The 23,293-nt window shown below is 70.8% G+C and carries 22 protein-coding genes; 13 read left to right on the top strand and 9 right to left on the bottom strand.

All coding sequences use genetic code 11. The features are described from left to right. The first annotated feature begins 250 nt into the window (after positions 1-250). Both RWS82_RS07985 and RWS82_RS07980 read left to right on the top strand, forming a co-directional pair. A complete protein-coding gene (locus RWS82_RS07985) occupies positions 251-2,752 on the top strand; it encodes a CHAT domain-containing protein (protein WP_314648593.1) in 2,502 nt (833 codons plus the stop codon). Positions 2,753-3,000: 248 nt separating this feature from the next. Then, positions 3,001-3,594 (top strand): short chain dehydrogenase, encoded by a 594-nt coding sequence (locus RWS82_RS07980; protein WP_314648590.1) that lies wholly within the window; start codon positions 3,001-3,003, stop codon positions 3,592-3,594. 45 nt (positions 3,595-3,639) lie between these two features. On the opposite strand, the gene RWS82_RS07975 is transcribed toward RWS82_RS07980, so the two are convergent. Continuing rightward, positions 3,640-3,939, bottom strand: coding sequence for a chorismate mutase (locus RWS82_RS07975; RefSeq protein ID WP_314648588.1), 300 nt, complete (start codon positions 3,937-3,939; stop codon positions 3,640-3,642). A gap of 62 nt (positions 3,940-4,001) precedes the next feature. On the opposite strand from RWS82_RS07975, the gene RWS82_RS07970 reads away from it, so the two are divergent. Next, positions 4,002-5,288 (top strand): AI-2E family transporter, encoded by a 1,287-nt coding sequence (locus RWS82_RS07970; protein WP_314648586.1) that lies wholly within the window; start codon positions 4,002-4,004, stop codon positions 5,286-5,288. A gap of 59 nt (positions 5,289-5,347) precedes the next feature. Here RWS82_RS07970 and RWS82_RS07965 read toward each other — a convergent pair whose 3' ends face one another. From RWS82_RS07965 to RWS82_RS07930, 8 genes are all read right to left on the bottom strand, one after another. After that, positions 5,348-6,274, bottom strand: coding sequence for an ABC transporter substrate-binding protein (locus RWS82_RS07965; RefSeq protein ID WP_314648584.1), 927 nt, complete (start codon positions 6,272-6,274; stop codon positions 5,348-5,350). 94 nt (positions 6,275-6,368) lie between these two features. After that, a complete protein-coding gene (locus tag RWS82_RS07960; protein WP_314648581.1) occupies positions 6,369-7,178 on the bottom strand; it encodes an ABC transporter permease in 810 nt (269 codons plus the stop codon). Continuing rightward, positions 7,175-7,855, bottom strand: coding sequence for an ABC transporter permease subunit (locus RWS82_RS07955; protein WP_314648579.1), 681 nt, complete (start codon positions 7,853-7,855; stop codon positions 7,175-7,177). Before RWS82_RS07955 ends, RWS82_RS07960 begins: the two co-directional genes overlap by 4 nt. After that, positions 7,852-8,739 carry an ATP-binding cassette domain-containing protein gene (locus RWS82_RS07950; protein ID WP_314648577.1) on the bottom strand — a complete coding sequence of 296 codons (888 nt, stop codon included), beginning with the start codon at positions 8,737-8,739 and terminating at the stop codon, positions 7,852-7,854. Before RWS82_RS07950 ends, RWS82_RS07955 begins: the two co-directional genes overlap by 4 nt. Before the next feature lie 53 nt (positions 8,740-8,792). Next, on the bottom strand, positions 8,793-9,095 hold the full coding sequence (locus RWS82_RS07945) for a DUF427 domain-containing protein (protein ID WP_314648576.1): 303 nt from the start codon (positions 9,093-9,095) through the stop codon (positions 8,793-8,795). A gap of 186 nt (positions 9,096-9,281) precedes the next feature. Beyond that, a complete protein-coding gene (locus tag RWS82_RS07940) occupies positions 9,282-10,715 on the bottom strand; it encodes an NAD(P)/FAD-dependent oxidoreductase (RefSeq protein WP_314648573.1) in 1,434 nt (477 codons plus the stop codon). 107 nt (positions 10,716-10,822) lie between these two features. After that, positions 10,823-11,926, bottom strand: a complete 1,104-nt coding sequence (locus RWS82_RS07935; protein WP_314648570.1) for a beta-propeller fold lactonase family protein — start codon at positions 11,924-11,926, stop codon at positions 10,823-10,825. Positions 11,927-11,929: 3 nt separating this feature from the next. Continuing rightward, positions 11,930-13,216 carry an adenylosuccinate synthase gene (locus RWS82_RS07930; RefSeq protein ID WP_314648567.1) on the bottom strand — a complete coding sequence of 429 codons (1,287 nt, stop codon included), beginning with the start codon at positions 13,214-13,216 and terminating at the stop codon, positions 11,930-11,932. Positions 13,217-13,466: 250 nt separating this feature from the next. On the opposite strand from RWS82_RS07930, the gene RWS82_RS07925 reads away from it, so the two are divergent. The 10 genes from RWS82_RS07925 to RWS82_RS07880 all read left to right on the top strand — a co-directional run bounded on the left by RWS82_RS07925 (position 13,467) and on the right by RWS82_RS07880 (position 23,221). Next, the gene (locus RWS82_RS07925; RefSeq protein WP_314648564.1) at positions 13,467-14,396 is read left to right on the top strand and encodes a DMT family transporter; all 930 of its coding nucleotides are present in this window, start codon (positions 13,467-13,469) and stop codon (positions 14,394-14,396) included. A 235-nt stretch (positions 14,397-14,631) separates the two neighbouring features. After that, positions 14,632-15,612: a Pr6Pr family membrane protein gene (locus RWS82_RS07920; protein WP_314648561.1), complete on the top strand. Its 981-nt coding sequence runs from the start codon at positions 14,632-14,634 to the stop codon at positions 15,610-15,612. A gap of 77 nt (positions 15,613-15,689) precedes the next feature. Continuing rightward, entirely contained in the window at positions 15,690-16,409 is a 720-nt protein-coding gene (locus RWS82_RS07915; protein WP_314648559.1) for a Pr6Pr family membrane protein, read from the top strand. Between the two features lie 229 nt (positions 16,410-16,638). Continuing rightward, positions 16,639-17,832: a MoxR family ATPase gene (locus RWS82_RS07910; RefSeq protein ID WP_314648556.1), complete on the top strand. Its 1,194-nt coding sequence runs from the start codon at positions 16,639-16,641 to the stop codon at positions 17,830-17,832. A 112-nt stretch (positions 17,833-17,944) separates the two neighbouring features. Next, positions 17,945-18,853 (top strand): DUF58 domain-containing protein, encoded by a 909-nt coding sequence (locus RWS82_RS07905; RefSeq protein ID WP_314648554.1) that lies wholly within the window; start codon positions 17,945-17,947, stop codon positions 18,851-18,853. Then, positions 18,840-19,325: a hypothetical protein gene (locus RWS82_RS07900; RefSeq protein ID WP_314648553.1), complete on the top strand. Its 486-nt coding sequence runs from the start codon at positions 18,840-18,842 to the stop codon at positions 19,323-19,325. Before RWS82_RS07905 ends, RWS82_RS07900 begins: the two co-directional genes overlap by 14 nt. Beyond that, positions 19,316-20,302, top strand: coding sequence for a VWA domain-containing protein (locus RWS82_RS07895; protein ID WP_314648551.1), 987 nt, complete (start codon positions 19,316-19,318; stop codon positions 20,300-20,302). The genes RWS82_RS07900 and RWS82_RS07895 overlap by 10 nt, the downstream gene beginning before the upstream one ends. Next, positions 20,299-21,357, top strand: coding sequence for a VWA domain-containing protein (locus RWS82_RS07890; RefSeq protein ID WP_314648549.1), 1,059 nt, complete (start codon positions 20,299-20,301; stop codon positions 21,355-21,357). The genes RWS82_RS07895 and RWS82_RS07890 overlap by 4 nt, the downstream gene beginning before the upstream one ends. Next, complete coding sequence (locus RWS82_RS07885) at positions 21,354-22,121, top strand: tetratricopeptide repeat protein (protein ID WP_314648546.1); 768 nt, start codon at positions 21,354-21,356, stop codon at positions 22,119-22,121. Before RWS82_RS07890 ends, RWS82_RS07885 begins: the two co-directional genes overlap by 4 nt. Next, entirely contained in the window at positions 22,115-23,221 is a 1,107-nt protein-coding gene (locus RWS82_RS07880; RefSeq protein WP_314648543.1) for a hypothetical protein, read from the top strand. Before RWS82_RS07885 ends, RWS82_RS07880 begins: the two co-directional genes overlap by 7 nt. Positions 23,222-23,293 lie beyond the last annotated feature (72 nt).

Genomic DNA, 23,293 nt, shown 5'->3' with positions numbered 1-23,293 from the left:
CGTCGTCCGTGCAACTGCGGACCCACCCCGCCGACCGGCGTCCGCCCCCGCCCACCCATTGACGCGCCCCACCCACCGAGGCATCCCCGCCCACCGGCGCAACCCCGCCCACCGCCGGCACCCCCGCCCACCGCCGCACCCGGCCGCGTGGCCCTTCCCGCACCACCCCAGACCGCACACCCCAGACCGCACCGCCCACCCCAGGCCCCGCCCCTTCCCCGGATGCCGATGCACCGGGCATCCTGGGGACATGCCCCTGACCGCTGCCGAGCTGCATCGGCGCGGCGTCGACGCGGCGAACGCGCGCCGGTTCGCCGCCGCACGACGTGCCCTCGATGCCGCGGCGGATCGCGTGCACGACGCCGATCTGCGCGCGCGCATCGACGGCACCCGGTCGTACGTGCTCGCGCAGACCGGGCATCCGGCCGACGCCGAGCAACTCTGCCGCGACGCCCTCGCCCGGCGGGGGCTGCGGCCCGACACGGTCGCACTGCTGAGCGGGCAACTCGGCACACTCCTCCTGCACTCCGGCACGCTCGACGCCGCCGAGACGATGCTCACGCGCGCGATCGACGCGATGAGCGAGTCGTCCTCTACGGAGCTCGCGAACCTGCTCATGAACCGGTCGATGGTGCGGATGCAGCGACACGAGCTCGCGGCCTGCACCGCCGACCTGCATCGCGCCGTCGCCCTGTACGAGCGCAACGGAGACGATGAGCCGCTCGCCGAGGCGCGACACAACCTCGGCTACGCCGCACTGCTCGCCGGCGACCTGGTGGCGGCGCTGAGCCTGATGATGCGCTCGCGCCCCGTGCTCGCGGCGACGAGCGACCTCGCCGCGGCGATCAGCGACCTCGACCGCGCCGAGGTGCTGCGCGACGCCGGTCTCACCACCGAGGCCGAGACCCTGCTCGCCCGCGTCGCCGAGCAGTTCGGCGCGCAGCGCATGCCGCAGGCCCGCGGTGAGGCCGAGCTGCATCTCGCCCGTTCTCTGCTGCGGCACGATCCCGCCGCGGCCGAGCGCACCGCGCGTCGCGCCGCACGGCGCTTCACCACCCTGGGCAGCGAGGGCTGGGCGGCCCGCGCCGAGGCAGTACGACACGAGGCCGCGCGCCGCGCCGGTCGCACTCCCCCGCGCGACGAGATCGACGGCACGATCGATGCCCTCACCCGCGGCGGCTTCCGCACCGAGGCGACCGCCCTTCGGCTCGACGCCCGGCGCGACGGAACCGGTCGGATGCCCCGGCTCGCCCCCGGCGCCGCGACTCCGCTCCGCCTGCGCGCCCACGAGGTGCGGGCCGCGCGGGCCGAGGCCGCGGGGCGCACGACGGAGGCCCGCCGCGCCGCCGCCGCCGGGCTCGATCTGCTCACGAACTGGCAGCAGTCGTTCGGGGCCCTCGACCTGCAGGCCTCGGTGGCGATGCACGGGACCGACCTGATGTTCGCCGGTCTCCGCGCCGCCGCCGCGACCGGCGACCCCGCCGTCCTGTTCGAGTGGGCGGAGCGGGCGCGACACCTCAGCCAGCAGGTGGCGTCGGTGCGCCCACCGGTCGATGACGAACAGGCCGCTGACCTGGCCGAACTGCGGATGCTCCGCGCCGACCTCGCCGGCACCGACTGGACCGCCGACGCCCGGGTGCGCGTGCTGCGCGGGCGCATCCGCGAACGGCAGTGGGCGTCGACGGGCGTGCAGGGCACTCGGCAGCGGGTCGACCTGGAGACCGTCCGCGCGCACCTCGATCCGGACACCGCGCTGCTCGCCTACCTCTACACGGGCGTCGAGCTGCTGTGCGTCGTGGTGGATCATCGGGGCGCCACGGTCGTCCGCCTCGAATGGGGGCGTACTCGCACCGCGATGGACGGCCTGCGCGCCGACCTCGACGTCGCGGCGCTCACCCGCGGCGGGGCGATGTCGGGCGTGATCGAGCGCTCCCTCGACGCGCGGCTGCGCGACCTGGGCGACGCGCTCCTCGCGCCCGTTCGAGCGGTGACCACGGCGCGGCACCTCGTGATCACGCTGCCGGGGGTGCTCGCGGGGGTGCCCTGGGCGATGCTCCCCGACATGCACGGTGTGCCTTTCACCGTCGCTCCGTCGGCGTCGCGGTGGGTCGACGACCATCGCCCCACCCAGGGTGCGGGTGCCCGCCACCGGCGCGACGCCGTCCCGCTGCACCCCGCAGACACCCGGGCTTCTGCCGTGCCCACCGCCACTCGCGCGCCTCGCGTCGGCTTCGCGGTGGGGCCGCGGGTTCCGCGCGGAGCCGAGGAGGTGCACGAGGCCGCGACCGCGTGGACCTCCTCGACGACCCTGCTCGGCGACGAGGCGTCGGTGACGGGCGTGACACGTCTCGCCGGGGCATCCGATCTGCTGCACATCGCCGCGCACGGCCGGCACTCCGCCGACAACCCGCTGTTCGCGGGCTTCGACCTGGCCGACGGCACCCTGTTCGGCTACGACGTCGACCTCATCGCCCGCACACCCGAGACGGTGGTGCTGTCGGCGTGCGAACTCGGCCGCTCAGCCGTGCGCTGGGGAGAGGAGGCGCTGGGCATGACGCGGGTGTGGTTGCACGCCGGAACACGCAGCGTGATCGCCGCCCCGGTGACCGTGCCAGACGACGTGGCCTGCGAGTTGCTCGGGGCGCTGCACGTCGAGCTGGCGGGCGGCGCCGTACCGGCCGTCGCGCTCGCACGCGCCGCCATCTCGACCGGGCACCGCGCCCCGTTCCAGTGCCACGGCAGCGGTCTCTGACGCCTTCTCCCGCGACGTGCTCGTCGACGATTTTCTTCTCGACGCGATGTATCAGGAGCGTGACGTCGTGCTCCTGATCTTCGGAAGGTGTCGACAGAGCGGCTCCGGGTCACCTGGGGTGGGAGGGCGCTGTCGGCGGGGGAGCCCGCACTGGGGATGGCGGACTCGACATCGGCACCGACTGCTCAGAGGGCCCGGCGATGGGGACGCCGGGCCCTCGCGCGCGCACCGGTGGAAGACTGGAGGGCATGAAGATCGTCGTCATCGGAGCATCCGGCAGCATCGGCACCGTCGTCGCCGACACCCTCGACGCCCGCGGGCACGAGGTCGTGCGCGCCTCGCGCACCGGCGATGTACGCGTCGACCTGACGGATGCCGCCTCACTGGCCGCCCTGTTCGACGAGGTCACCGGCATCGACGCCGTGGTCGTGACGGCCGGCGCGGTGCCGTTCCGCCCCCTGGCCGACCTCGACCGCGACGACCACACCGCCGCGTTCCTGGGCAAGGTCCTGCCCCAGCTCGACGTCGTGCGCCTCGCCCTCACCCACCTGAACGACGGAGGATCGGTGACTCTCACCAGCGGGGTGCTGTCGCGCTCCCCGATCCCCACCGGAGCGGCGGCCGCCATGGCGAACGGCGCCCTGGAGTCATTCGTGATCACGGCCGCTGCCGAGGCGCCCCGCGGCATTCGCATCAACGCCGTGTCGCCCGACGTGCTCGAGAACTCGCCCGGCTACCACGACCTGTTCGCCGGACACCGGCCCGTATCGGATGCCGAGATCGGACGCGCCTACACGCTCGCCGTCGAGGGGCTGGTGAACGGGACGACGATCGTCGTCTGACCGCCCCCCGCTATCCGCGGACCACGGGAGGCGGGATGCGGCGGGTCAGCGCCCCTCCGCCGCCTCGGTGTGATGGCGGATGACCTCGGCGACGACGAAGTTGAACCACTTCTCGGCGAACTCCGGGTCGAGGTGCGCATCTTCCGCGAGCGCGCGCAGGCGTGCGACCTGCTGCTCCTCGCGGCCCGGGTCGGAGGCGGGCATCTCGTGCTCGGCCTTGAGCGTGCCCACCTGCTGCGTCGCCCGGAACCGCTCGGCGAGCAGGAAGATCAGCGCGGCGTCGATGTTGTCGATGCTCGCGCGGAGGCGCAGCAGTTCGGCTCTCGGGTCGTCGGGGGCGCTCATGCTCCCACTCTAGAGCGGTGCGGGTGCAGGGACCGGCGGGCGACGGCCGATATCGTGTGCTGATGAGCGACGACAGCGCGTCCCGGGCATCCGACGACCCCACGACCTCCCCGACGGGCGCCGCAGCCGCCGACGGCGCCGGCGATTCCCCGGCATCCGACCGGCCCGCCTCGCCCTCCGACCGGCCCGACTCCGCTGCTGCCGGCGAGTCGTACGGCTCGGCGGCCGAGCAGGGCGACGTGCCCACCGGCGACGCGACCCGCGATGTCGTCGTCGAGACGGCGCCGCCGAGCCGCTCGTTCTGGGCGCGCATCGACCGTCCGTTCGTCTTCGGTTTCCTGCTGACCCTCGGCGGACTCGCGGCGATCGTGCTCGGTCTCGCGATCACCAGCCTGTCGACCGTGCTCATCTACATCGCCCTCGCGCTGTTCGCGGCGCTGGGCCTCGACCCGTCGGTGCGGTTCCTCGAGCGGCGCGGCCTGTCGCGCGCGTTGTCGGTCGTCGTGGTGATCGTCTCGCTCATCGTGGTGGTCGCGCTGGTGCTCTGGATGATCCTCCCCGTCGTGATCGAGCAGATCGCGAGCTTTGTGCGATCGGTGCCGGGCATGATCGACGACTTCCAGCGCAGCGACCTCTACCGCACGCTCGACGACCAGTTCGGCGATCAGTTCCAGGGTCTCGTCTCCGACGTGCAGACCTTCCTCACCGACCCGGGCAACATCGCCAGCATCGGCGGAGGGGCGCTGCAGGTCGGAGCATCCATCGCCACGGGCATCTCGGGCGTGATCGTGGTGCTCGTGCTCACCCTCTACTTCGTGGCCACGCTGCCGACGATGAAGAAGGCGCTGCTGCGCCTGGTGCCGGCGCGCGACCGCGAGCGCACCGGCGACATCGCCGACCAGATCACCGAATCCGTCGGAGGCTACGTGATGGGGATGGTCGTGCTCGCGTTCTGCAACGCGGTGCTCGCCTTCCTGCTGTACTTCTTCCTGGGACTGCCGTTCCCGCCCCTCATGGCGACGGTCGCGTTCTGCATCACGCTCATCCCGCTCGTGGGATCGGTGCTGTTCTGGGCGATCGCCACGACCCTCGCGCTGTTCACCGACCCGATCAGCGCGCTGATCTTCGCGGCGGTCTACCTCGTGTACATGCAGGTCGAGGCGTACGTGCTCACCCCGCGCGTCATGAACAAGGCGGTGTCGGTCCCCGGGTCGCTCGTCGTGATCGGCGCCCTGGCAGGCGGCACGCTGCTCGGTCTGCTCGGCGCGCTCGTGGCCGTGCCCGTGACGGCGTCGATCCTCATCATCGTCAAGCAGGTGTGGGTGCCGCGACAGGACGCCCGGGTCTGACACGCAGCAGTGCCCGGGACCATCGGCCCCGGGCACTGCGGTGCGACACGATCAGGGGATCAGATGAGACCCTGGTCTTCGAGCCACTTCTTCGCGATGTCCTTCGACGACTGCTGGTCGACGGTGCTCTTCACGTTGAGCGAGACGAGCTCCTCGGCCGTGAGCTTCGCGTTGACCTCGTTGAGCACCTCGCTGATCTCGTCGGCGATGTCGCTCGACACGATCGGCACGACGTTCGACGAGATGATCAGGTTCTCGGGGTCTTCGAGCGCGACGATGTCCTCGGTCTCGAAGGCCGGGTCGGCGGTGTAGATGTCGGCGACCTGGATCTCACCGGCGAGCAGCGACTCGAGCGTGCTCGGGCCGGTGGCCGAGAACTGCAGGTCGACGCCGTAGACCTCCTTGGCGGCGGCCGGGCTGTACGGACGCTGCTCGAACTCGGGTGCCGCACCGATGGTGACCGGCGCGGGTGCCTTCGACAGGTCGGCGATCGAGGTGATGCCGTTCTCCTCGGCGAAGCTCTTGAGCACCGTGTAGGTGTCCTGGTCGGACGCCTCGGCGTAGTCGAGGGCGGTCAGACTGTCGGGCAGAGCATCCTGCAGCGCGGCGTAGACGTCGTCGGGGCTGGTGACGTCGACGCCGTCCTTCGAGAGGTACTCGAGCAGGCTGCCCGTGTACTCGGGGAAGACGTCGATCGCGCCCGACTCGACCTCGGGCATGTACGCGTCGCGCTGCCCGATGTTGAGCTTGGTCTCGACGTCGTAGCCGGCGTTCTCGAGCGCCTGGGCGTAGATCTCGGCGATGATCTCGTTCGAGTAGTACGCCTGCGAGCCGACGACGATCGTGTCGCTGCTGCCCGAGCCGGAGCTGTCTTCCGACGGCTCGTCGAGCGGGTTGCTGCTACCGCCGCACGCCGTCAGGGTGAGTGCCGCGGCGGCGACAAGACCGACGGCGAAAGCGGTGCGCTTGCCTCGTGCTGTGAACATGGACTTCCTCTTCTCTGGGAACTGCGTGTGCTGTGTGGGCTGTGTGGGCTGTGTGGACTGTGGAGTCGGGTCTAAGGGTGCCGCGGGCAAGCGGTCAGGCGGTGGCGGATGCCGGGGCGCCGGCCGAGCCGCCGGCGGCAGATGCCGGGGTGGAGGCCGCCCCGGTGGTGGCGGCGGAACCGGTGGTCGACGCACTGTCGGCATTGCGCGACGTGCGCTGGGCGCCCCCGCGCGGGCCGCCGCGGAGACCCGCCGGCACGGCGGCGCGCTGAGCGGCGGCGAGGAGCAGGTCAACGATGAGCGCGAGCACGGCGACGATGATCGCGCCGGCGAGCACCTGATCGAACCGCCGCAGGGGGATGCCCTGAATGATCGGCCACCCCAGTCCGCCGAGGTTGACGTACGCGGCGATGGTGACGGTGGCGATCACCTGCAGGAGAGCCGACCGGATGCCGCCGACCAGCAGCGGCAGCCCCAGCGGTACCTCGACCTTCCAGAACACCTGCCATCCGGTCATGCCCATCGCCTTCGCGGCGTCGAGCGTGCGGCGGTCGATCGCCTCGAGCCCCGTGTAGGCACCGGCGAGGAGCGACGGGATCGCGAGGAGCACGAACGTGATGATCGCCGCCTCGGGGATGCGGAGCACGCCGAGCAGCAGCACCAGCAGCACCATGAGGCCGAACGACGGGATCGCGCGTGCCGCACCCGACACGGCGACCGCCAGCTCGCGACCACGGCCCGTGTGGCCGATCAGCCAGCCGATCGGGATCGCGATGGCCGCGGCGATGAGAACCGAGATCGCCGTGAGGGCGAGGTGCTCGCCCAGCAGCTTCGGCAGCGCGTAGGTACCGGTCCACTGGGCGGGGGCGAAGATCCAGGCGAACGCCTCGAGGAAGAGGTTCATGCGGGGGCTCCCACCGCGATGGCCCGGGTCGGGATCTTCTTCGAGGCGGCGCGCGTCCACGGCATGAGCGCGCGCCCGACGAGCAGCAGGATCAGGTCGATCACGAGGGCGATGATGACGACCGCGACGACTCCGGCGAACACCTCGGCGATGATGCGCCGCTCGAGGCCGTTGGTGAAGAGGTAGCCGAGGTTGGTGACCCCGATGAGGATGCCGACGGTGGCGAGCGAGATCGTGCTGACCGCCGTGACCCGCAGGCCGGCGAGGATCACGGGGCCTGCGAGCGGGAACTCCACCGCCCAGAACCGCCGGAACGGCGCGAAGCCGGTGGCGGTGGCCGCCTGTCGCACGTCGTCGTCGACCGAGTCGAGGCCGTCGGAGACGGCGCGCACGAGGATCGCGATCGCGTAGATGGTGAGGGCGATCACCAGGTTCGTCTCACTGATCGCGGAGTAGCCGAGGGTCGCGGGCAAAAGGATCAGCAGTGCCAGAGAGGGGATCGTGTACAGCAGACCCGTGAGCACGATGATCGGGCCGCGCACCAGGCGGTACCGCCAGGCGACCCACCCGAGCGGCAGCGAGAGCACGAAGCCGATCACGATCGGGATGATGCTCTGCCGCAGGTGCACCGCGGTGAGTTCGAGGATCAGCCCGAGGTTGTTGACGACCCAGTTCACGGGTGACCGCCCTGTACCGAGTCGAGGGCCGCGGCATCCGGGCCCGCGAGCGGCCCGTCGGAGTGCTCGGTGTCGCCGACGATGGCTCCCTGCGTGCGGCCTTCGGAGTCGACCACGACCGTGCCGTGCGGCGTCTGCTTGAGGTGCAGCGCACGGCGGCCGCGGTCGGCGCCGATGAACGAGGCGACGAAGTCGTCGGCCGGGTTCTCGATGATCTCGCTGGGTGTGCCCACCTGCACCACACGTGCACCCTTGTCGAGGATGACGACCTGGTCTCCCAGCAGGAAGGCCTCGTCGATGTCGTGCGTGACGAACACCACGGTCTTGTCGAGCTCGCGCTGCAGGCGCAGGGTCTCCTGCTGCAGGTCGGCGCGCACGATCGGGTCGACCGCCCCGAAGGGCTCGTCCATGAGCAGGATGTTCGGGTCGGCGGCGAGACCGCGGGCCACGCCCACCCGCTGCTGCTGCCCGCCGGAGAGCTGGCTGGGGTAGCGCTCGGCCAGCTTCTGGTCGAGACCCACCGTGTCGAGCAGCTCGCGGGACCGGCGGTGCGCGTCGCCCTTCTTGACGCCGTTCAGCCGCAGCACGGTCGAGACGTTGTCGATCACCGTGAAGTGCGGCATGAGCCCCGAGTTCTGCATGACGTACCCGATGCGTCGGCGCAGCTGCACCGGGTCGCCGCCGAGCACGCTCTCGCCGTCGATCTCGACGTCGCCGGAGGTCGGCTCGACCATGCGGTTGATCATGCGCAGCAGGGTGGTCTTGCCGCAGCCGGACGACCCCACGAAGACCGTCGTCTTGCGCGACGGCAGCACCAGGCTGAAATCGTTCACGGCGACCGTGCCGTCGGGGAACTGCTTGGTGACGTTGCGGAACTCGATCATGGCTGTTCTCCCGTCGGGGGGGTGGTGTGCGGCGGCGGCTCGACCCGCGAGGGTCAGGCCGAGACCTCGACCCCGGGCGCGAAGGCGACGTAGCCCGAGAAGTCGCCGCCGACGCGGTCGAAGGCCGACGGGTACGGCTGCGGGTACGACCACGCCAGGTCCTTGTGCAGCTCTCCGCCTGCCTGCACGGAGTAGTACTGGCACACGCCCTTCCACGGGCATGTATAGGGCGTCGGGCTCTCGACGAGGACGTCGGACGAAATCGACGCCGGCGGGAAGTACCAGTTGCCCTCGATGCGGTAGAGGTCGCTCTCGTCGGCCTCGGCGAGCACGGTTCCTGCGAATACAGCCTTCATGACGTGCCTCCTGGGATGTGGGTTAGAGCGTATAAGAGGGTGCCGACATCGCGCCGAGGCTTGCGCCTCGCCGTGTCAATGTGCGAAACATTCGGGCAGGCTCGGTCGGCCCCGCCCCCCTCTCTTCGGAGCGGGAGACGGAACGGATCGGATGCCGGGACGACGCCGTCGCCCCGGCCGACGAAGTCATGCCGAATCCCTGCCGTAGGTCTCGAGCAGCCGCAGCCAGACCTCGCTGACCGTCGGGTAGGAGGGCACCGCGTGCCAGAGCCGCGCGATCGGCACCTCGCCCACGATGGCGATCGTCGCCGCCTGCACGAGCTCGGCGACCTCCGGTCCGACGAACGTCGCACCCACGACGACCTCGCGTGCCGTGTCGACGACGAGACGCGCCTGCCCCTCGAACCCGTCCTCGTACAGGCTCGCGCCGGCGACCCCGCCCAGGTCGTAGTCGACGGCACGGATCTCGAGACCCGCCTCCGCCGCGGCATCCGCGGTCAACCCGACCGATCCCACCTCCGGGATCGAGAACGTCACCTGCGGCACCGCAGCGTGATCGGCCGTCGCGGCATGACGACCCCAGTCGCCGGCGTCCACGTCGTCGCCCTTCGCACGAGCGGCGATCACGTCGCCGGCCGCCCGGGCCTGGTACTTGCCCTGGTGGGTCAGCAGCACGCGCCCGTTGACGTCGCCGACCGCGTAGAGCCACTCCGACCCCGGCACGCGCATCGTGTCGTCGACCGTGATCCAGCGGCCGGGCTCGAGGCCCACGACGTCGAGACCGATGTCATCGCTGCGCGGCGAACGTCCGGTCGCGACCAGCACCTCGGATGCCGTGATCTCGCTGTCATCGTCGAGGGTGATCGTGACGCCGTCATCGCCACGGCGCACCGCGGTGGTGCCGGTGTTCAGCCGCACCTCGACGCCGAGCTCGCGCAGGCCCGCGGTGACCCGTTCGCCGGCGAAGGTCTCCATGCCGCCGAGCAGACCGCTGCGGGCGAGCAGCGTCACGCGGGAGCCCAGCGCGGCGTACGCCGTCGCCATCTCGACCGCGACCACGCCGCCGCCGATCACGGCGAGGGAGTCGGGCAGCTGCTCGGCGCTCGTCGCCTCGCGGCTCGTCCACGGGGAGGCCTCGCGCAGTCCGGGGATCGGCGGCACGACGGCATCCGATCCGGTGCTGATCGCGACCGCATGGCGGGCGCGCAGCACACGTGTGCCGCCGTCGGCGTCGGTGACGGTCACCTCGCGCTCGCCCGTGATCCGACCGTGGCCGCGAGCGAGGTCGATGTGCGCCGACTCGAGCCACTTCACCTGACCGTCGTCCGACCAGTTGCTGGTGAACGAGTCGCGCCGCGCGAACACCGCCGAGACGTCGAGCGCGCCGGTCACGGCCTCCTTCGCACCCGCGACGTGCTGCGCCGCGCGCAGCGCCTGAGCCGAACGCAACAGAGCCTTCGACGGCATGCACGCCCAGTACGAGCACTCGCCGCCGACCAGCTCGCTCTCGACGATGATCGCCGTGAGACCACCCTGCACGGCGCGGTCGGCGACGTTCTCGCCGACCGGACCTCCGCCCAGGACGATCAGATCGTACTCACCGGTCTTGTCTGCAGTCATCGCACGCCTCTCCGCCGAACAGTCTCGCTCACCAGCAACGTCGTGTCACGGGTTCGTTGTTCCCGCGGGTGGGCGGCGGGCGTGTCCGGACGCGTCCGGCGACGGCCTCAGCGGACGGGGAGGATGTGCGTGGGCGTCGCCGCCGGCGCCTGATGACGGATGCCCCGGGGCGCTCCCGTGCGGTCGTCGAGGTCGATCAGCGAGATCGAGTCCGACCGCTGCCCCGCGACGACGAGCTTGCCCTCGAACACCCGGTGGTGGCGGGGCCAGTCGACGCCGGAGTCGGCGAGGGCGACCGACTCGAGGCGCGCGCCCCCGTCGAGCACGCGCAGGGCGGCGATCGTGTTGCTGCCGCGGAGCGCGGTGTACAGGAAGGCGCCGTCACGGGTGCGGGCGAGCTCGGCGGGGAAATCGGTGCCGACCTGCGCCACGGGGCTGGTCGGGGTGACAGACGCGACGCTCCAGGTGCCATCGGGCGCTGACGCGAGGGTGAACACCTCGCACGAGTACTCGGTCACGACATGCAGGTGACCGCTCGGATGCACGACCATGTGGCGCGGCCCCACGCCCTGCGGCAGCACCACCTGATGATCGAGCGCCAGGCCCGACCCGGTGATCCGCCAGAACCGCACGAGGTCGAATCCCAGATCGGTGGTCGCGATCCGCCCGTCCGGAAGGAAGGCGGCAGCATGCGCGTGCGACGAGCGCTCCGGCGCGGAGTACGGGTCGGATGCCGCGGCACCCACGCCCGGTTCGTCGCGCACCGCGTCGGTGTCGTCGTCGGCGCCGAACAGGGCCGCGCGCAGCGCCGCCGCGGCATCCGCCTTCGCCGGCACGAGCCGACCGTCGGGCGCGAGGCCGAAGCGCACGACGCGGCCGTCTCCGTAGCAGCTGGCGATGAGCGTCTGACCGTTCGGCGCGACGGCGAGGTGGCACACCGCCTCACCGGCCGGCACGGCAGCTCCGAGGGGTGCGAGCGACCCCTCGCCGGAGCGGACGAACGCCTGCACCGTTCCCGCGTGCTCGAGCGCCGCGTAGACGACGTCGAGGGTCGGATGCTGCGCCAACCACGACGGCGACGAGACGGGCGCCGCGAGGTCGCGGTACGCGAGGGTCGTCGCCTCGCGCCCCTCGTCACCGGCGAGGAAGCCGACGCCCTCGGCCGAGCCGCCCAACTCGGGCCCGTAGCCGCCGAGCCAGAAGCGCGTCACGGGTCAGTCAAGAAGGTCGTGGCGCACCACGACCTGGTCGCGCTCGGGGCCGACGCCGATCACCGAGATGCGCGTGTTGCTCATCTTCTCGAGGGCGAGCACGTAGTCCTGGGCGTTCTTGGGGAGGTCGTCGAAGCTGCGCGCGACGGAGATGTCTTCGCTCCAGCCCGGGAAATACTCGAGGATCGGGGTCGCGTGGTGGAAGTCGGTCTGGTTGACGGGCACCTCGTCGAACCGCTCGCCGTCGACGTCGTACGCCACGCACACCGGGATCTGCTCGAGGCCGGTGAGGATGTCGAGCTTCGTGAGCACCAGGTCGGTGATGCCGTTGACGCGCGTGGCGTAGCGGGTGATCGGGGCGTCGTACCAGCCGACGCGACGCGGACGCCCCGTGGTGGTGCCGAACTCGAAGCCGCGCGAACGCAGCCAGTCGCCCTGCTCGTCGAACAGCTCGGTCGGGAACGGACCCGACCCGACCCGGGTCGTGTACGCCTTGACGATGCCGACGATGCGGTCGAGCGCGCCCGGGCCGACACCCGAGCCGGTCGAGGCGCCGCCGGCCGTCGCCGACGACGAGGTCACGAACGGGTAGGTGCCGTGGTCGACGTCGAGCATGGTCGCCTGACCGCCCTCGAACACGACGACCTCGCCGCGGTGCAGCGCCTCGTCGAGGAGGTGCCCGGTGTCGGCGACCATGGGGCGCAGGCGCTCGGCGTACGACAGCAGGTCGTCGACGATCTCATCGACGGTGATCGAACGGCGGTTGAAGACCTTCACGAGCAGGTGGTTCTTCTGGTCGAGGGCGCCCTCGACCTTCTGGCGCAGGATGTTCTCGTCGAACAGGTCCTGCACGCGGATGCCGACCCGGTTGATCTTGTCGGCGTACGCCGGACCGATGCCGCGGCCGGTCGTGCCGATCATGCGCTTGCCCAGGAAGCGCTCGGTGACCTTGTCGAGCGTGCGGTGGTACTGCGTGATGATGTGCGCGTTCGCGCTGACCTTGAGGCGCGAGATGTCGATGCCGCGGGCGCCGAGCGCCTCGAGCTCGCTGAACAGCACCTCGAGGTCGATGACCACGCCGTTGCCGATCACGGGGGTGACGCCGGGGGAGAGGATGCCGGAGGGCAGGAGGTGCAGCGCGTACTTCTCGTTGCCGACCACCACGGTGTGCCCGGCGTTGTTGCCGCCGTTGAACTTCACCACCCAGTCGGTGCGCTCACCGAGGAGATCGGTGGCCTTGCCTTTTCCTTCGTCGCCCCACTGCACGCCGACGATCACGATTCCTGGCATGGGTAACCCCCTGGATGATGCCTCTCGCCGGGATTCCACCGGCGGATGAGCTGGCCCGATCGGGCGCTCCCATCCTAGCGAAGCCCCTCCGACACTCCCCTCTGTCGAGTCTGCGACCTGTCTGCACACCTCGGCCGACCTGCGACGCCCGCGCCTCGCACCGTGCGACGCCCGCACTCAGGCAGGAATCCGCCGACGGCTGTCCGCCGCCCGCCTCGCCGATGTCGGTGACCCCTGCCACCATCGGAACATGTCGAAGACCGCTCCCGTCTCCGGCGGCCTCCCGCGCACCGCGTCGCGACAGGGACCGCTGGTGCTCATCGCCGCCCTCGTGACCGTGGCGCTGTGGGCGTCGGCGTTCATCGGCATCCGCGGGGCGGGGCCGCACTACGACCCCGGCGCCCTCGCTCTGCTGCGCATGGCGGTCGGCACCGCGGTGCTCGCGATCATCGCGGTGCGCCACGGCATCCGACTCCCCGCTCGCCGTCAGTGGTGGCTGATCGCGGTGTGGGGCGTCGGCTGGTTCTGCGTGTACAACCTGGCGTTGAACGCCGCCGAGCGCACGCTCGATGCGGGAACGGCGGCGATGGTCGTGAACCTCGCTCCCCTCATGGTGGTGGTCTTCAGCGGACTCTTCCTCCGCGAAGGATTCCCGAAACCGCTGGTCATCGGCGCACCGATCGCCTTCCTGGGGGTGGTGCTCATCGGGATGAACTCCTCCACCCCGGCGGGCGAGGGGCCCGACATCACCGGCCTGCTCCTCGCGCTCCTCGCGGCGGTCATGTATGCGGGATGCACGCTGCTGCAGAAGCACCTGCTGACGGGCGGGGCCGACTCGACGACGCTCACGTGGCTCGGCGCACTCGCCGGCACCATCGCCCTGCTGCCCTGGGCGGGGAGCCTGGTCGCCGCGGTGCAGACCGCTCCGCTGTCGTCGACGCTGTGGGTCGTCTACCTGGGCGTCTTCCCCACCGCGATCGCCTTCACCACCTGGGCCTACGTGCTGCAACGCAGCACCGCCGGTCAGACCTCGGCCACCACCTACGTGGTGCCGGCGCTCGCCATCCTCATGTCCTGGGCCATCCTCGGCGAGGTTCCGACGCCCCTCATGCTCCTCGGCGGCGCGCTGTGCCTGCTGGGCGTGCTCGTGACCCGTCTGCGCTGGGGTTCGAAACGCTGATTCGCGCGCAAACTACCGACGCCGGGCCTGTTCCCTCTGCGCTCGCTCGAACACATCGATATACCGATCGCCGGTCGTAATTCTCACCGATCGCCAGCGCTTCTTCGCGATATCCCACTGAGCCGGAATGAAGGCGCGGAACCCGTCGAGAGGCGCCCGCCATCGCTTCGGGGACGCGCTACGTTGTCCCGCGGCCCGACCGCATCCGCGTCGGCCCTGGAGCGATGGAGGAACCGTGAACCGACTGTGGCCGTACCTGCGGATCGCCGCCGCGCTCCTCGCGCTCACCGCTCTCACGCGGCAGCTCTCGCTCGAGATCGTCACCGCCCGCTCGGCCACGACCGACTGGGGTTCCGACATCCCCACGGCGGTGTCCAACTACGTCAGCTTCTTCACGGTGCTCTCGGGTCTCATCGCCGCCGTCGCTCTCCTCGTCGGCGCCGGATGGATGCTGCGCACTCGTCGTGAGAACCACGCCGAACCGCGGTGGCTCGCCGTGCTGCTCGCCGATGCCAGCACCTACATGATCACGACGGGCATCGTCTACAACCTCCTCCTCCGCGGCATCCCCTCGCACAGCGCCACCGAGGCCTGGACGGGCGAGGTCATGCACGTCGTGCTGCCGGTGGTGATGCTGGCCGACGTGCTGTTCGCTCCCCGCCGCCGCGCGTTGGGGTGGCGGACCGCGCTCGTCGCCGTGATCTTCCCGCTCACCTGGGGCGCGTACACGCTCGTCCGTGCGCCGTTCATCACCGACCCGTTCACGGGTGCGCCGTATTGGTACCCGTATCCGTTCCTCGATCCGCACAGCGGGGGTGGCTGGCCGTCCGTCCTCACCTACATCGCCGTCATCGCCGCGGGGATCCTCCTCATCGCGGTACTGGTCGTCGCCGTCGGGCGCCGCCGCGGAGCACCGCACGACCATCGGCCGAGCACCGGATCGCCGTCGACGACGGTCGACGCCGCAGCCGCCACCGCAGCCGCCACCGATCCGAACCCGAACCCGCACCCGCACCCGCAGCCGCAGCCGCAGCCGCAGCCGCAGCGGAACCCGCAGCCGCACCCGCAGCCACACCCGCACCCGCACCCGCACCCGCACCCGCACCCGCACCCGCACCCGCACCAACTCAGGACACCGCCGGCCCCGGCGCCGCAGGAACCCCGCGATTCCGGTACGGAGCCGTCGGAGACACCGAGGAACACGACGGTGTCCTGAGTTGTGGCGGCCTCCACGCCTCTCCGAATCACCAGACCGGAGTCTGCCGCCGATGCGCCCGCCGATACATTGGCATCATGACGACCTGGTGGCCCTACTTCCGCATCGCGGCAGCCCTGCTCGGCACGGCGGCGCTGGTGCGCCAGTTCGTGCAGACCGTCGGCAACGCCCTCTCCGCGACCACCGAATGGGGCTCGCACGTGCCCACGGTGGTCGCCAACTTCTTCAGCTACTTCACGATCCTGTCGAACCTCAGCGCGGTGGTCGCGCTCACCCTCGGGGCGGTGTGGATGCTCCGCACCCGCCGCGAGAACACCCCCGAGCCCCGCTGGCTCGCGACGCTCCTCGCATTCTCGAGCACGTACATGATCGTCACCGGGGTCGTCTACAACGTGCTGCTGCGCAACATCGCTCTCGTCGGACTCTCGGAGCCGTGGACGAACGAGACGCTCCACGTGGTCATGCCGCTGGTGATGCTCGTCGACGTGCTGGTGGCGCCGCGGCGCCGGGCGCTGCCGTGGAGCGCCGCCCTCGGCGCGGCGATCTTCCCGATCGTTTGGGCGATCTACACGATGGTGCGCGCGAACTTCATCACGGCTCCCGCCACCGGCAACGCCTGGTGGTACCCGTACCCGTTCCTCGACCCGAACGGTCCGGGTGGCTGGCCATCGGTCGTCGCGTACATCGTCGGAATCGCCGTGGTCATCGTGGGCTTCGCGGCTGCGGTGGTGTGGGTCGGTCGGCGCCGCGGCATCCACGTTTCCAACGGAAGGACCGCGGCCCCCTCCGCCGCATAGGTGCCGTCTGCAGGCACCACGGCAACGTGCAGGCGAGGAAAGCGGTTGATCCGCCTGCATCCCGCACCACTGCCTGCAACCGACGGCGCCGCGCCCAGCGGAGACCCACGAGACGGATGCCCGTGGGGAGAAGTACCCCGCCGGAGCGGGACGGAACGTCGGATGGGGCCGCTACCCTGGTGCGGGGGAAGGCCGGAGGCGTCTCCCCGAGCGATCGAGGAGACTTCCCATGAACGAGCCATACGCGCCCGAGCCGTCCGCGAGCTCGACGCCGCCGCCGCCCGCTCCCTCCCTGCGCAGCGAGCAGCGCGCGGCCGCACCGTCGGCACCCCCCGCGCCCGCCCCGCAGACCCCCGCCACTGCCCCGGCTCAGCCCGCTCCGGCCTCGCGGCCCCCGCAGCCCGCGGCCCGGCAGACGACGGATGCCTCGCCCAAGAGCGCTCCGACCGACGCCGAGCTCGCCCGTGCCGGCGCGGTGCTGAAGGTCGTCTCCGACGCGTACTCGGCGAAGATGGTCGGCCAGGAACGGCTGCGCATGAGCCTGCTCATCGCCCTCATCGCCGGCGGCCACATCCTGCTCGAGAGCGTGCCGGGGCTCGCGAAGACGACCGCCGCGAGCACCCTCGCCGACACCGTGAAGGCGCAGTTCAAGCGCATCCAGTGCACCCCGGACCTTCTCCCCAGCGACATCACGGGCAACCAGATCTACGACGCCGCGACCGGCTCGTTCCGCACGGTGCTCGGCCCGGTGCACGCGAACTTCGTGCTGCTCGACGAGATCAACCGCTCCAGCGCGAAGACGCAGAGCGCGATGCTCGAGGCGATGCAGGAGCACCAGACCACCATCGGCGGCGAGGTGCACCACCTACCCAAGCCGTTCCTCGTGATCGCCACGCAGAACCCCATCGAGCAGGAGGGCACGTACGAGCTGCCCGAGGCGCAGATGGACCGCTTCCTGCTCAAGGAGATCGTGGAGTACCCGAGTCCCGCCGAGGAGTTCGAGATCCTCGGGCGCATCGACTCGGGTGTACTCGACCCCGACCGGCACGTGTCGAGCGCCATCACCCTCGACGACGTGCACATGCTGCAGGACGTGGCGAGCCGCATCTACGTCGACCCCGCGATCCGCAACTACATCGTGTCGATCGCGTACGTCACGCGTAACCCCGCTCCGTACATCGGTGACGACCGCGCCCGCTTCATCAAGTACGGTGCGAGCCCGCGCGCGAGCATCGCGTTCCTCCAGGCCACGCGCGCGCTCGCCCTGCTCAAGGGGCGCTCGCACGTGCTGCCCGAAGACGTGCGCGAGCTGCGCCACCTGGTGCTGCGCCACCGCGTGCTGCTCACGTTCGAGGCCGATGCCGAGGGCATCCGCAGCGAGGAGATCATCGACCAGATCTTCGCCGCGGTCCCCACGCCCTGACGTCCGGGCCCCGGCCCCGGCCGCTCGGGCGACGTCGACCCGGAACCGACCGCACACCGCACACCGCACACCACCGCAGAGAACCGAACCAGCCCGCCACCGCAGGAACCCGATGCCCAGTCTGATCACGCAGGTGAAGAGCAAGCTCTTCATCCACTCGACGCGCAAGTCGATGCACGCCCTCGACGGCGCGCACGCGTCGTTGCTGCGGGGGCGGAGCCTCGACTTCGAAGACCTGCGCAAGTACGAGTACGGCGATCAGGTGCGCGACATCGACTGGCGCGCGACCGCGCGGCTGGGCACTCCCCTCGTCAAACGCTCGCGTGCGACGAAGATGCAGACGGTGCTGTTCGTCGTCGACACGGGGCGCTCGATGACCGCCCTCGCCGCCGACGAGCGGCCGAAGCGCGACCTCGCGATCATGGCGACGGGCGCGCTGGGCATCCTGACCCTGCGGCACGGCGACGATTTCACCGCGATCTACGGCGACGCCGACGGCACCCGCCGGCTCGCGCCCGGCCGCAGCGAGGGCGCGCTCGAGCACGCCCTCCGCACGATCAGCACCGCGACCGATCGCAGCACGGCCCCGAACGACCGCGATGCGCTGCTCGCCGCCGTGACCCGCACCGTGTCGCGGCGCATGGTCGTCGTGATCGTCACCGACGCGGCGCCGGTCACCGATCAGACCGAGCGGATGCTCCGCCGCCTGCGCGTGCAGCACGACGTGCTGTGGCTCACCGTGCGCGACGCCGACCCCGTGCTCGATCACGCGACGGGCCGCATCCGCAGCGACGTGGACAGCCTGTGGGACGTGCCCGATTTCGTGCAGGGCGACGCCGCGATCGTCCGCGAGCTCGCCGCGCAGTCGCAGGCCGAGGCCGCGCAGCTCGCCGACACGCTGCAGCGGCTGGAGATCGCCCACGGCGTGCTCGAGAGCCAGGAGCAGGCGGTGCCGCAGCTGCTGCGTCTGCTGCACAGCGTGCTCAGCCGAGGGAACGGGAGGTCGCATGCCCGTCTCTGATGAGCTCTACCCCCCGGCCCAGTACGGCTGGGGCTGGGTGCTGCTCGCCTTCGGCATTCTGGCGCTGATGGTGGCCGCGGTGTGGATCGTGATCGCGCTGACCCGTCCGCGCCGCGAGACCGCCGTGCGCGGAGAGCAGCAGCCGCTGCCGACGGGCGACGTGCTCAGCCAGCTGCGCATCGAGTACCTGGAACGCGTGCAGCAGATCGAGACCGACTACCGCGAACGCCGTCTGTCGCCGCGCAACGCGAACCTCGAGCTCAGTCGCGTCGTGCGCACGTTCGTCAACGAGTACAGCGGCCTCGAAGCTCCCGTGCTCGCGCTCGACGACCTCATCGCACGCGGCGTGCACCCCGCCCTCGTCGACGCGCTGCGCCGCCACTACTACCCGAGCATCTTCCGTCAGGGCCCGCCGATCGATCCGATCGCCGGAGCCGAGGCGGCGCGAACGGTGGTGCGCGCATGGCACTAGCGAATGGGTGGGTGATCCTCGTCGCGGTCGGCGTGGTCGTCATTGCGGCGGGCGTCGGGCTCTTCCTCGGCCTCCGCCGCCGCGCGCAGACGGCATCCGTCGACCGGGCCCGTGTGGCGCGAGCCGAGCGTCTGCGCGCCCTGCCGGCCTTCCGCGAGGCGCTGTCGCGGCGGATGCTCGCCCTGTCCGGCGTGCTGCTGCTGGGGGCGCTGACGGTGGTGACCGCCGGCGTCGTCGCCGCGCGGCCGATGTCGTCGGAGACCATCCAGCCGGTGAACACCAGCCGCGACATCATGCTGTGCCTCGACGTGTCGGGGTCGATGTCGGAGGTCGATGTCGAGGTGCTCACGGTGTTCGAGGAGCTGCTGGAGGGCTTCGAGGGCGAGCGCATCGGTCTGACGATCTTCAACAGCTCGCCCGTGCAGATCTTCCCCCTCACCGACGATTACGAGTTCATCCGCGGTCATCTCGAGAGCATGCGGGGGAGCTTCGACTACCTCGACGAGGTGCCCGAGCACTGGGTCGGCACGCTCAACGGCAACGGGGCGTCGCTCATCGGAGACGGCCTCGCGGCGTGCGCGATGGGTTTCGACCACCCCGACGACGAACGCTCCCGGTCGATCATCTTCGCCACCGACAACGAGATCAACGGCGCCTCGATCGTGACCCTCGAGGAGGCCGCGAACTACGCCGCCTCGAACGGGGTGCGGGTGTTCGCGCTGAACCCCGTCGAGGGCAAAGACACCGACGTGAGCGCCGAGCTCACCGCTGCGGCGGAAGCCACCGGCGGCCAGGCGTACGGGCTGCGCGAGACGACGACCGTGGGCGACATCGTCGACCAGGTGCGCGAACAGGACGCCACCGAGCTGCGCGGCGAGGCGCAGGTCGTGTGGACCGACTCGCCCGACCTGTGGATCGTCGTCGTGGCGGTCGCCCTGCTCTCGTTCATCGTGCTGCTGTGGAGGGTGCGACGGTGATCCTCCAGCCCGTCATCAACGGCTTCCTTCTGCTGCTGCTTTTCGCGCCGATCGTGGCGCTGGTGGTGTGGATCCTGGTGCGCGCCCCAAAGCCCGCCCCCGCGACCGCGGCAGTCGACCCCCGCCTCGCCGCACGCCCCGCCCGCACGCACCGGCTGCTGTGGGGACTGCGCCTGGCCATGGTGCTCGCCTGCTTCGTGATGCTGCTGCGCCCCGGCATCCCCGGCGGCGCCACCCAGACGCTCGCGACCGACACCGACGTGGTGCTCGTGGTCGACACGACCGCCAGCATCGTCGCCGAGGACTGGGCCGAGGGCCAGCCGCGGCTCGACGGGGTACGGGCAGACGTGCGCACGATCGTCGCCGAGTACCCCGGTGCGCGGTTCGCCCTCATCACCTCCGACGCGTCCGCGCAGCTGCGGATGCCGCTGACCACCGACACCACGGCTCTGATCGGTTCGGTCGACGTGCTGCGACCCGAGGTCACGTCGCAGTCGCGCGGCAGCTCGATCGGGATCGCCGCGAACCTCCTGGCCGAGACGCTGGCGTCGGCGGCGGATGCTTCACCCGACCGTTCGCGCATGGTCTTCTATCTCGGCGACGGCGAGCAGACGGTGTCGTCCGACCCCGAGTCGTTCGCGGCGAGCACGGAGTACACCGACGGCGGCGCGGTGCTCGGATACGGCACCGCCGAGGGCGGTCCCATGCGGATCACCAGCGGTGGCGTCGACGGGGAAGACGCCGGGTACATCGAGTACCAGGGGTCGGAGGCCCTGTCGGTCATCGACGAGAAGAACCTCGAGGCGATCGCGGGCGAGCTGGGCGTGGAGTACGAGCACCGCACCCCCGACAGCGAGCCGGTGCTGCCGGAGGCCCCGACCACCACGACGAACTTCGCCGAATCGGGCGAGGTGGGCAACGTCACCGAGCTGTACTGGGTCGCCGCTCTGCTCCTCGTCGCACTGCTCGGCATCGAGCTCGCACGCGCGACCATGCTCGTCGCCCGGCTGCGTGGTCTTCGCGCCGCGCCCGTGAAAGAGGGAGGCGCCTCATGAGCGACGCCCAGAGCGCCGCCGCGGCGCTGCTCGCCTCGAACCGCCGCCGTCGGAGCATCCGGAAGTGGATGGCGATCGCCGGCCTGCCGTTCGTGCTCGTCGGCCTGCTGTTCGTCGGCAAACTGCTGAGCATGTACGCCTTCGCCCACCAGTCGATCAGCGCCTACGTGGTCGACGACTACGCAGGAAGCGAGTCGGCCGCGCACGGACAGGAGTTCCTCAACTGGTTCGAGCCGTACAAGGCTCCCTTCAACGTCGGCACGGCGCTGGCGGGAGCGGAGGAGCTGCCCGAGGCGCGCGCGAAACTCGAAGAGGCGCTCGATCTGGCGACGGGTCTCGAGGTGTGCGACGTGCGCATCAACCTCTCGCTCGTGATCGAGCGCATGGGGGACGCCGCCCGACAGGACGGTGACGGGGCGGGAGCGGCCGAACTGTACGCCGAGGCGTTGACGATCACCGTCGAGACGCCGGAGGAGTGCCGCAGCGAGGACGCGCAGAACCAGTCGTCCGACCCGAATCGCGACCCGGGCGAGAGCCTCGACGATTCGGAGGAACGCCTGAAGGAGAAGCAGCAGCAACAGGAGCAGCAGGAGCAGCCGCAGGACGGCGAAGAGCAGCCGCAGGAGGAGCAGGAGCAGCCGACGCAGCCCGACGAGCAGAAGCTCGACGACCTGAAGGACAAGCTGGAGCAGGGCACCCAGGAGCGCGATCAGCAGCAGGACGACGAGGGCGGGACCTCCGGCGGAACGGACAAGCCATGGTGAGTGACCACGAGCGTCAGCGCGCACGCTATGTCGCCGGATCCGAGGGCGCCCCGCCCGTGCCGCCGCCCGGGGGTTACCGGGGGGCGCGGCGCGGCAACGAGCCGGCACCGCCGCCGCAGTTCCCCACCTTCGTCTCGGTCGACAGCGACGACGAGGGACGTTCGGCGAACGCCCTCGGCTGGATCGCCCTCTGCCTGAGCATCCTGTTCGCGCTCGTTCTGCTGGGCACCCTTCTCGCCGGCGGCACCGACGTGCTCTACGGCGTGACGATGCTCGCGGTGCAGCTCGTCGTCGTCGCCGTCGTGATCGGAGCGATCGTCACGAAGCGCGGCCGCACCCTCGGAGCGATCGCGCTCGTCGTCGCCGTGCTGTTCAACGTCGCGACGGTCGGCGGTCTGAGCGCCCTCCAGACCTCGGCGAGCGGCAGTTACGACGGCACGAAGAGCGACGAGCAGCGGCATGCCGAGGCGTACCCCGGCATCAAGGGCACGAATTCGCAGGACGTGCTGAACCAGGACTCGCTCGAAGACATCCGGGCCGAGTCCGAGAGCCTGTTCGCCGACATCCGGACACGACTCACCGAGCGGTTCGGCTACACGTGGGTGCAGGTGTCCGACGAAGACCTGCGGCCGGAGCGCAACGGCTACGGCGGCGAGTCGATGCTCTACGAATACACGTCGGTGGGCTGGGCGACCGTCGAGCCCATCCAGGACTACGACCGCAAACTCGAGGTGATGGAGGTCGCCAACGACGTGGTGCGCGAGCACGGACTGTGGGATCTCTACGCCTTCAACGACCCCGTGCAGTCGGGCCTCGACACGGGCGTGCTCACCAAGATGTACGGCTCCGACGACCCGCGCACGCAGCACACCTGGGAGTCGTACACCGAGAACGTCCCGGAGCCGCTGCGGTTCTACGCGAACATCTTCGACCTCTCGAACGACCCGACCGGCGATTTCCAGCTGGAACGCGAGGCGCAGAGCGCACGGACCGGCGAGCCGCTGGAGGGCATGCAGCTCTTCGTGCTCGCGAGCGCCGTGCTCAGCGACGACGACCGGGCCACCTTCGAGGAGAAGCTGAAGGAGTACCCCGGGTTCTGACGCGCGTGCGGGCGTGAGGGGCCAGCAAACGCCGCTTCCGGATGCCTCGATGCGGCGTGTCTTGACCCCTCA

The organism is uncultured Microbacterium sp. (genome assembly GCF_963528945.1).
Classification (GTDB): Bacteria; Actinomycetota; Actinomycetes; order Actinomycetales; family Microbacteriaceae; genus Microbacterium.
Note: the sequence above shows the minus strand (reverse complement) of the source record. Positions and strands in the feature narration are given on the sequence as shown.

Coding starts and splice junctions, on each gene's coding strand:
- RWS82_RS07885 (WP_314648546.1), top strand. CDS start 21,354: ATGAGCGACGCCCAGAGCGCCGCCGCGGCGCTGCTCGCCTCGAACCGC.
- RWS82_RS07880 (WP_314648543.1), top strand. CDS start 22,115: ATGGTGAGTGACCACGAGCGTCAGCGCGCACGCTATGTCGCCGGATCC.
- RWS82_RS07895 (WP_314648551.1), top strand. CDS start 19,316: ATGGCACTAGCGAATGGGTGGGTGATCCTCGTCGCGGTCGGCGTGGTC.
- RWS82_RS07930 (WP_314648567.1), bottom strand. CDS start 13,216: ATGCCAGGAATCGTGATCGTCGGCGTGCAGTGGGGCGACGAAGGAAAA.
- RWS82_RS07975 (WP_314648588.1), bottom strand. CDS start 3,939: ATGAGCGCCCCCGACGACCCGAGAGCCGAACTGCTGCGCCTCCGCGCG.
- RWS82_RS07915 (WP_314648559.1), top strand. CDS start 15,690: ATGACGACCTGGTGGCCCTACTTCCGCATCGCGGCAGCCCTGCTCGGC.
- RWS82_RS07910 (WP_314648556.1), top strand. CDS start 16,639: ATGAACGAGCCATACGCGCCCGAGCCGTCCGCGAGCTCGACGCCGCCG.
- RWS82_RS07945 (WP_314648576.1), bottom strand. CDS start 9,095: ATGAAGGCTGTATTCGCAGGAACCGTGCTCGCCGAGGCCGACGAGAGC.
- RWS82_RS07970 (WP_314648586.1), top strand. CDS start 4,002: ATGAGCGACGACAGCGCGTCCCGGGCATCCGACGACCCCACGACCTCC.
- RWS82_RS07980 (WP_314648590.1), top strand. CDS start 3,001: ATGAAGATCGTCGTCATCGGAGCATCCGGCAGCATCGGCACCGTCGTC.
- RWS82_RS07900 (WP_314648553.1), top strand. CDS start 18,840: ATGCCCGTCTCTGATGAGCTCTACCCCCCGGCCCAGTACGGCTGGGGC.
- RWS82_RS07960 (WP_314648581.1), bottom strand. CDS start 7,178: ATGAACCTCTTCCTCGAGGCGTTCGCCTGGATCTTCGCCCCCGCCCAG.
- RWS82_RS07905 (WP_314648554.1), top strand. CDS start 17,945: ATGCCCAGTCTGATCACGCAGGTGAAGAGCAAGCTCTTCATCCACTCG.
- RWS82_RS07925 (WP_314648564.1), top strand. CDS start 13,467: ATGTCGAAGACCGCTCCCGTCTCCGGCGGCCTCCCGCGCACCGCGTCG.
- RWS82_RS07965 (WP_314648584.1), bottom strand. CDS start 6,274: ATGTTCACAGCACGAGGCAAGCGCACCGCTTTCGCCGTCGGTCTTGTC.
- RWS82_RS07950 (WP_314648577.1), bottom strand. CDS start 8,739: ATGATCGAGTTCCGCAACGTCACCAAGCAGTTCCCCGACGGCACGGTC.
- RWS82_RS07940 (WP_314648573.1), bottom strand. CDS start 10,715: ATGACTGCAGACAAGACCGGTGAGTACGATCTGATCGTCCTGGGCGGA.
- RWS82_RS07985 (WP_314648593.1), top strand. CDS start 251: ATGCCCCTGACCGCTGCCGAGCTGCATCGGCGCGGCGTCGACGCGGCG.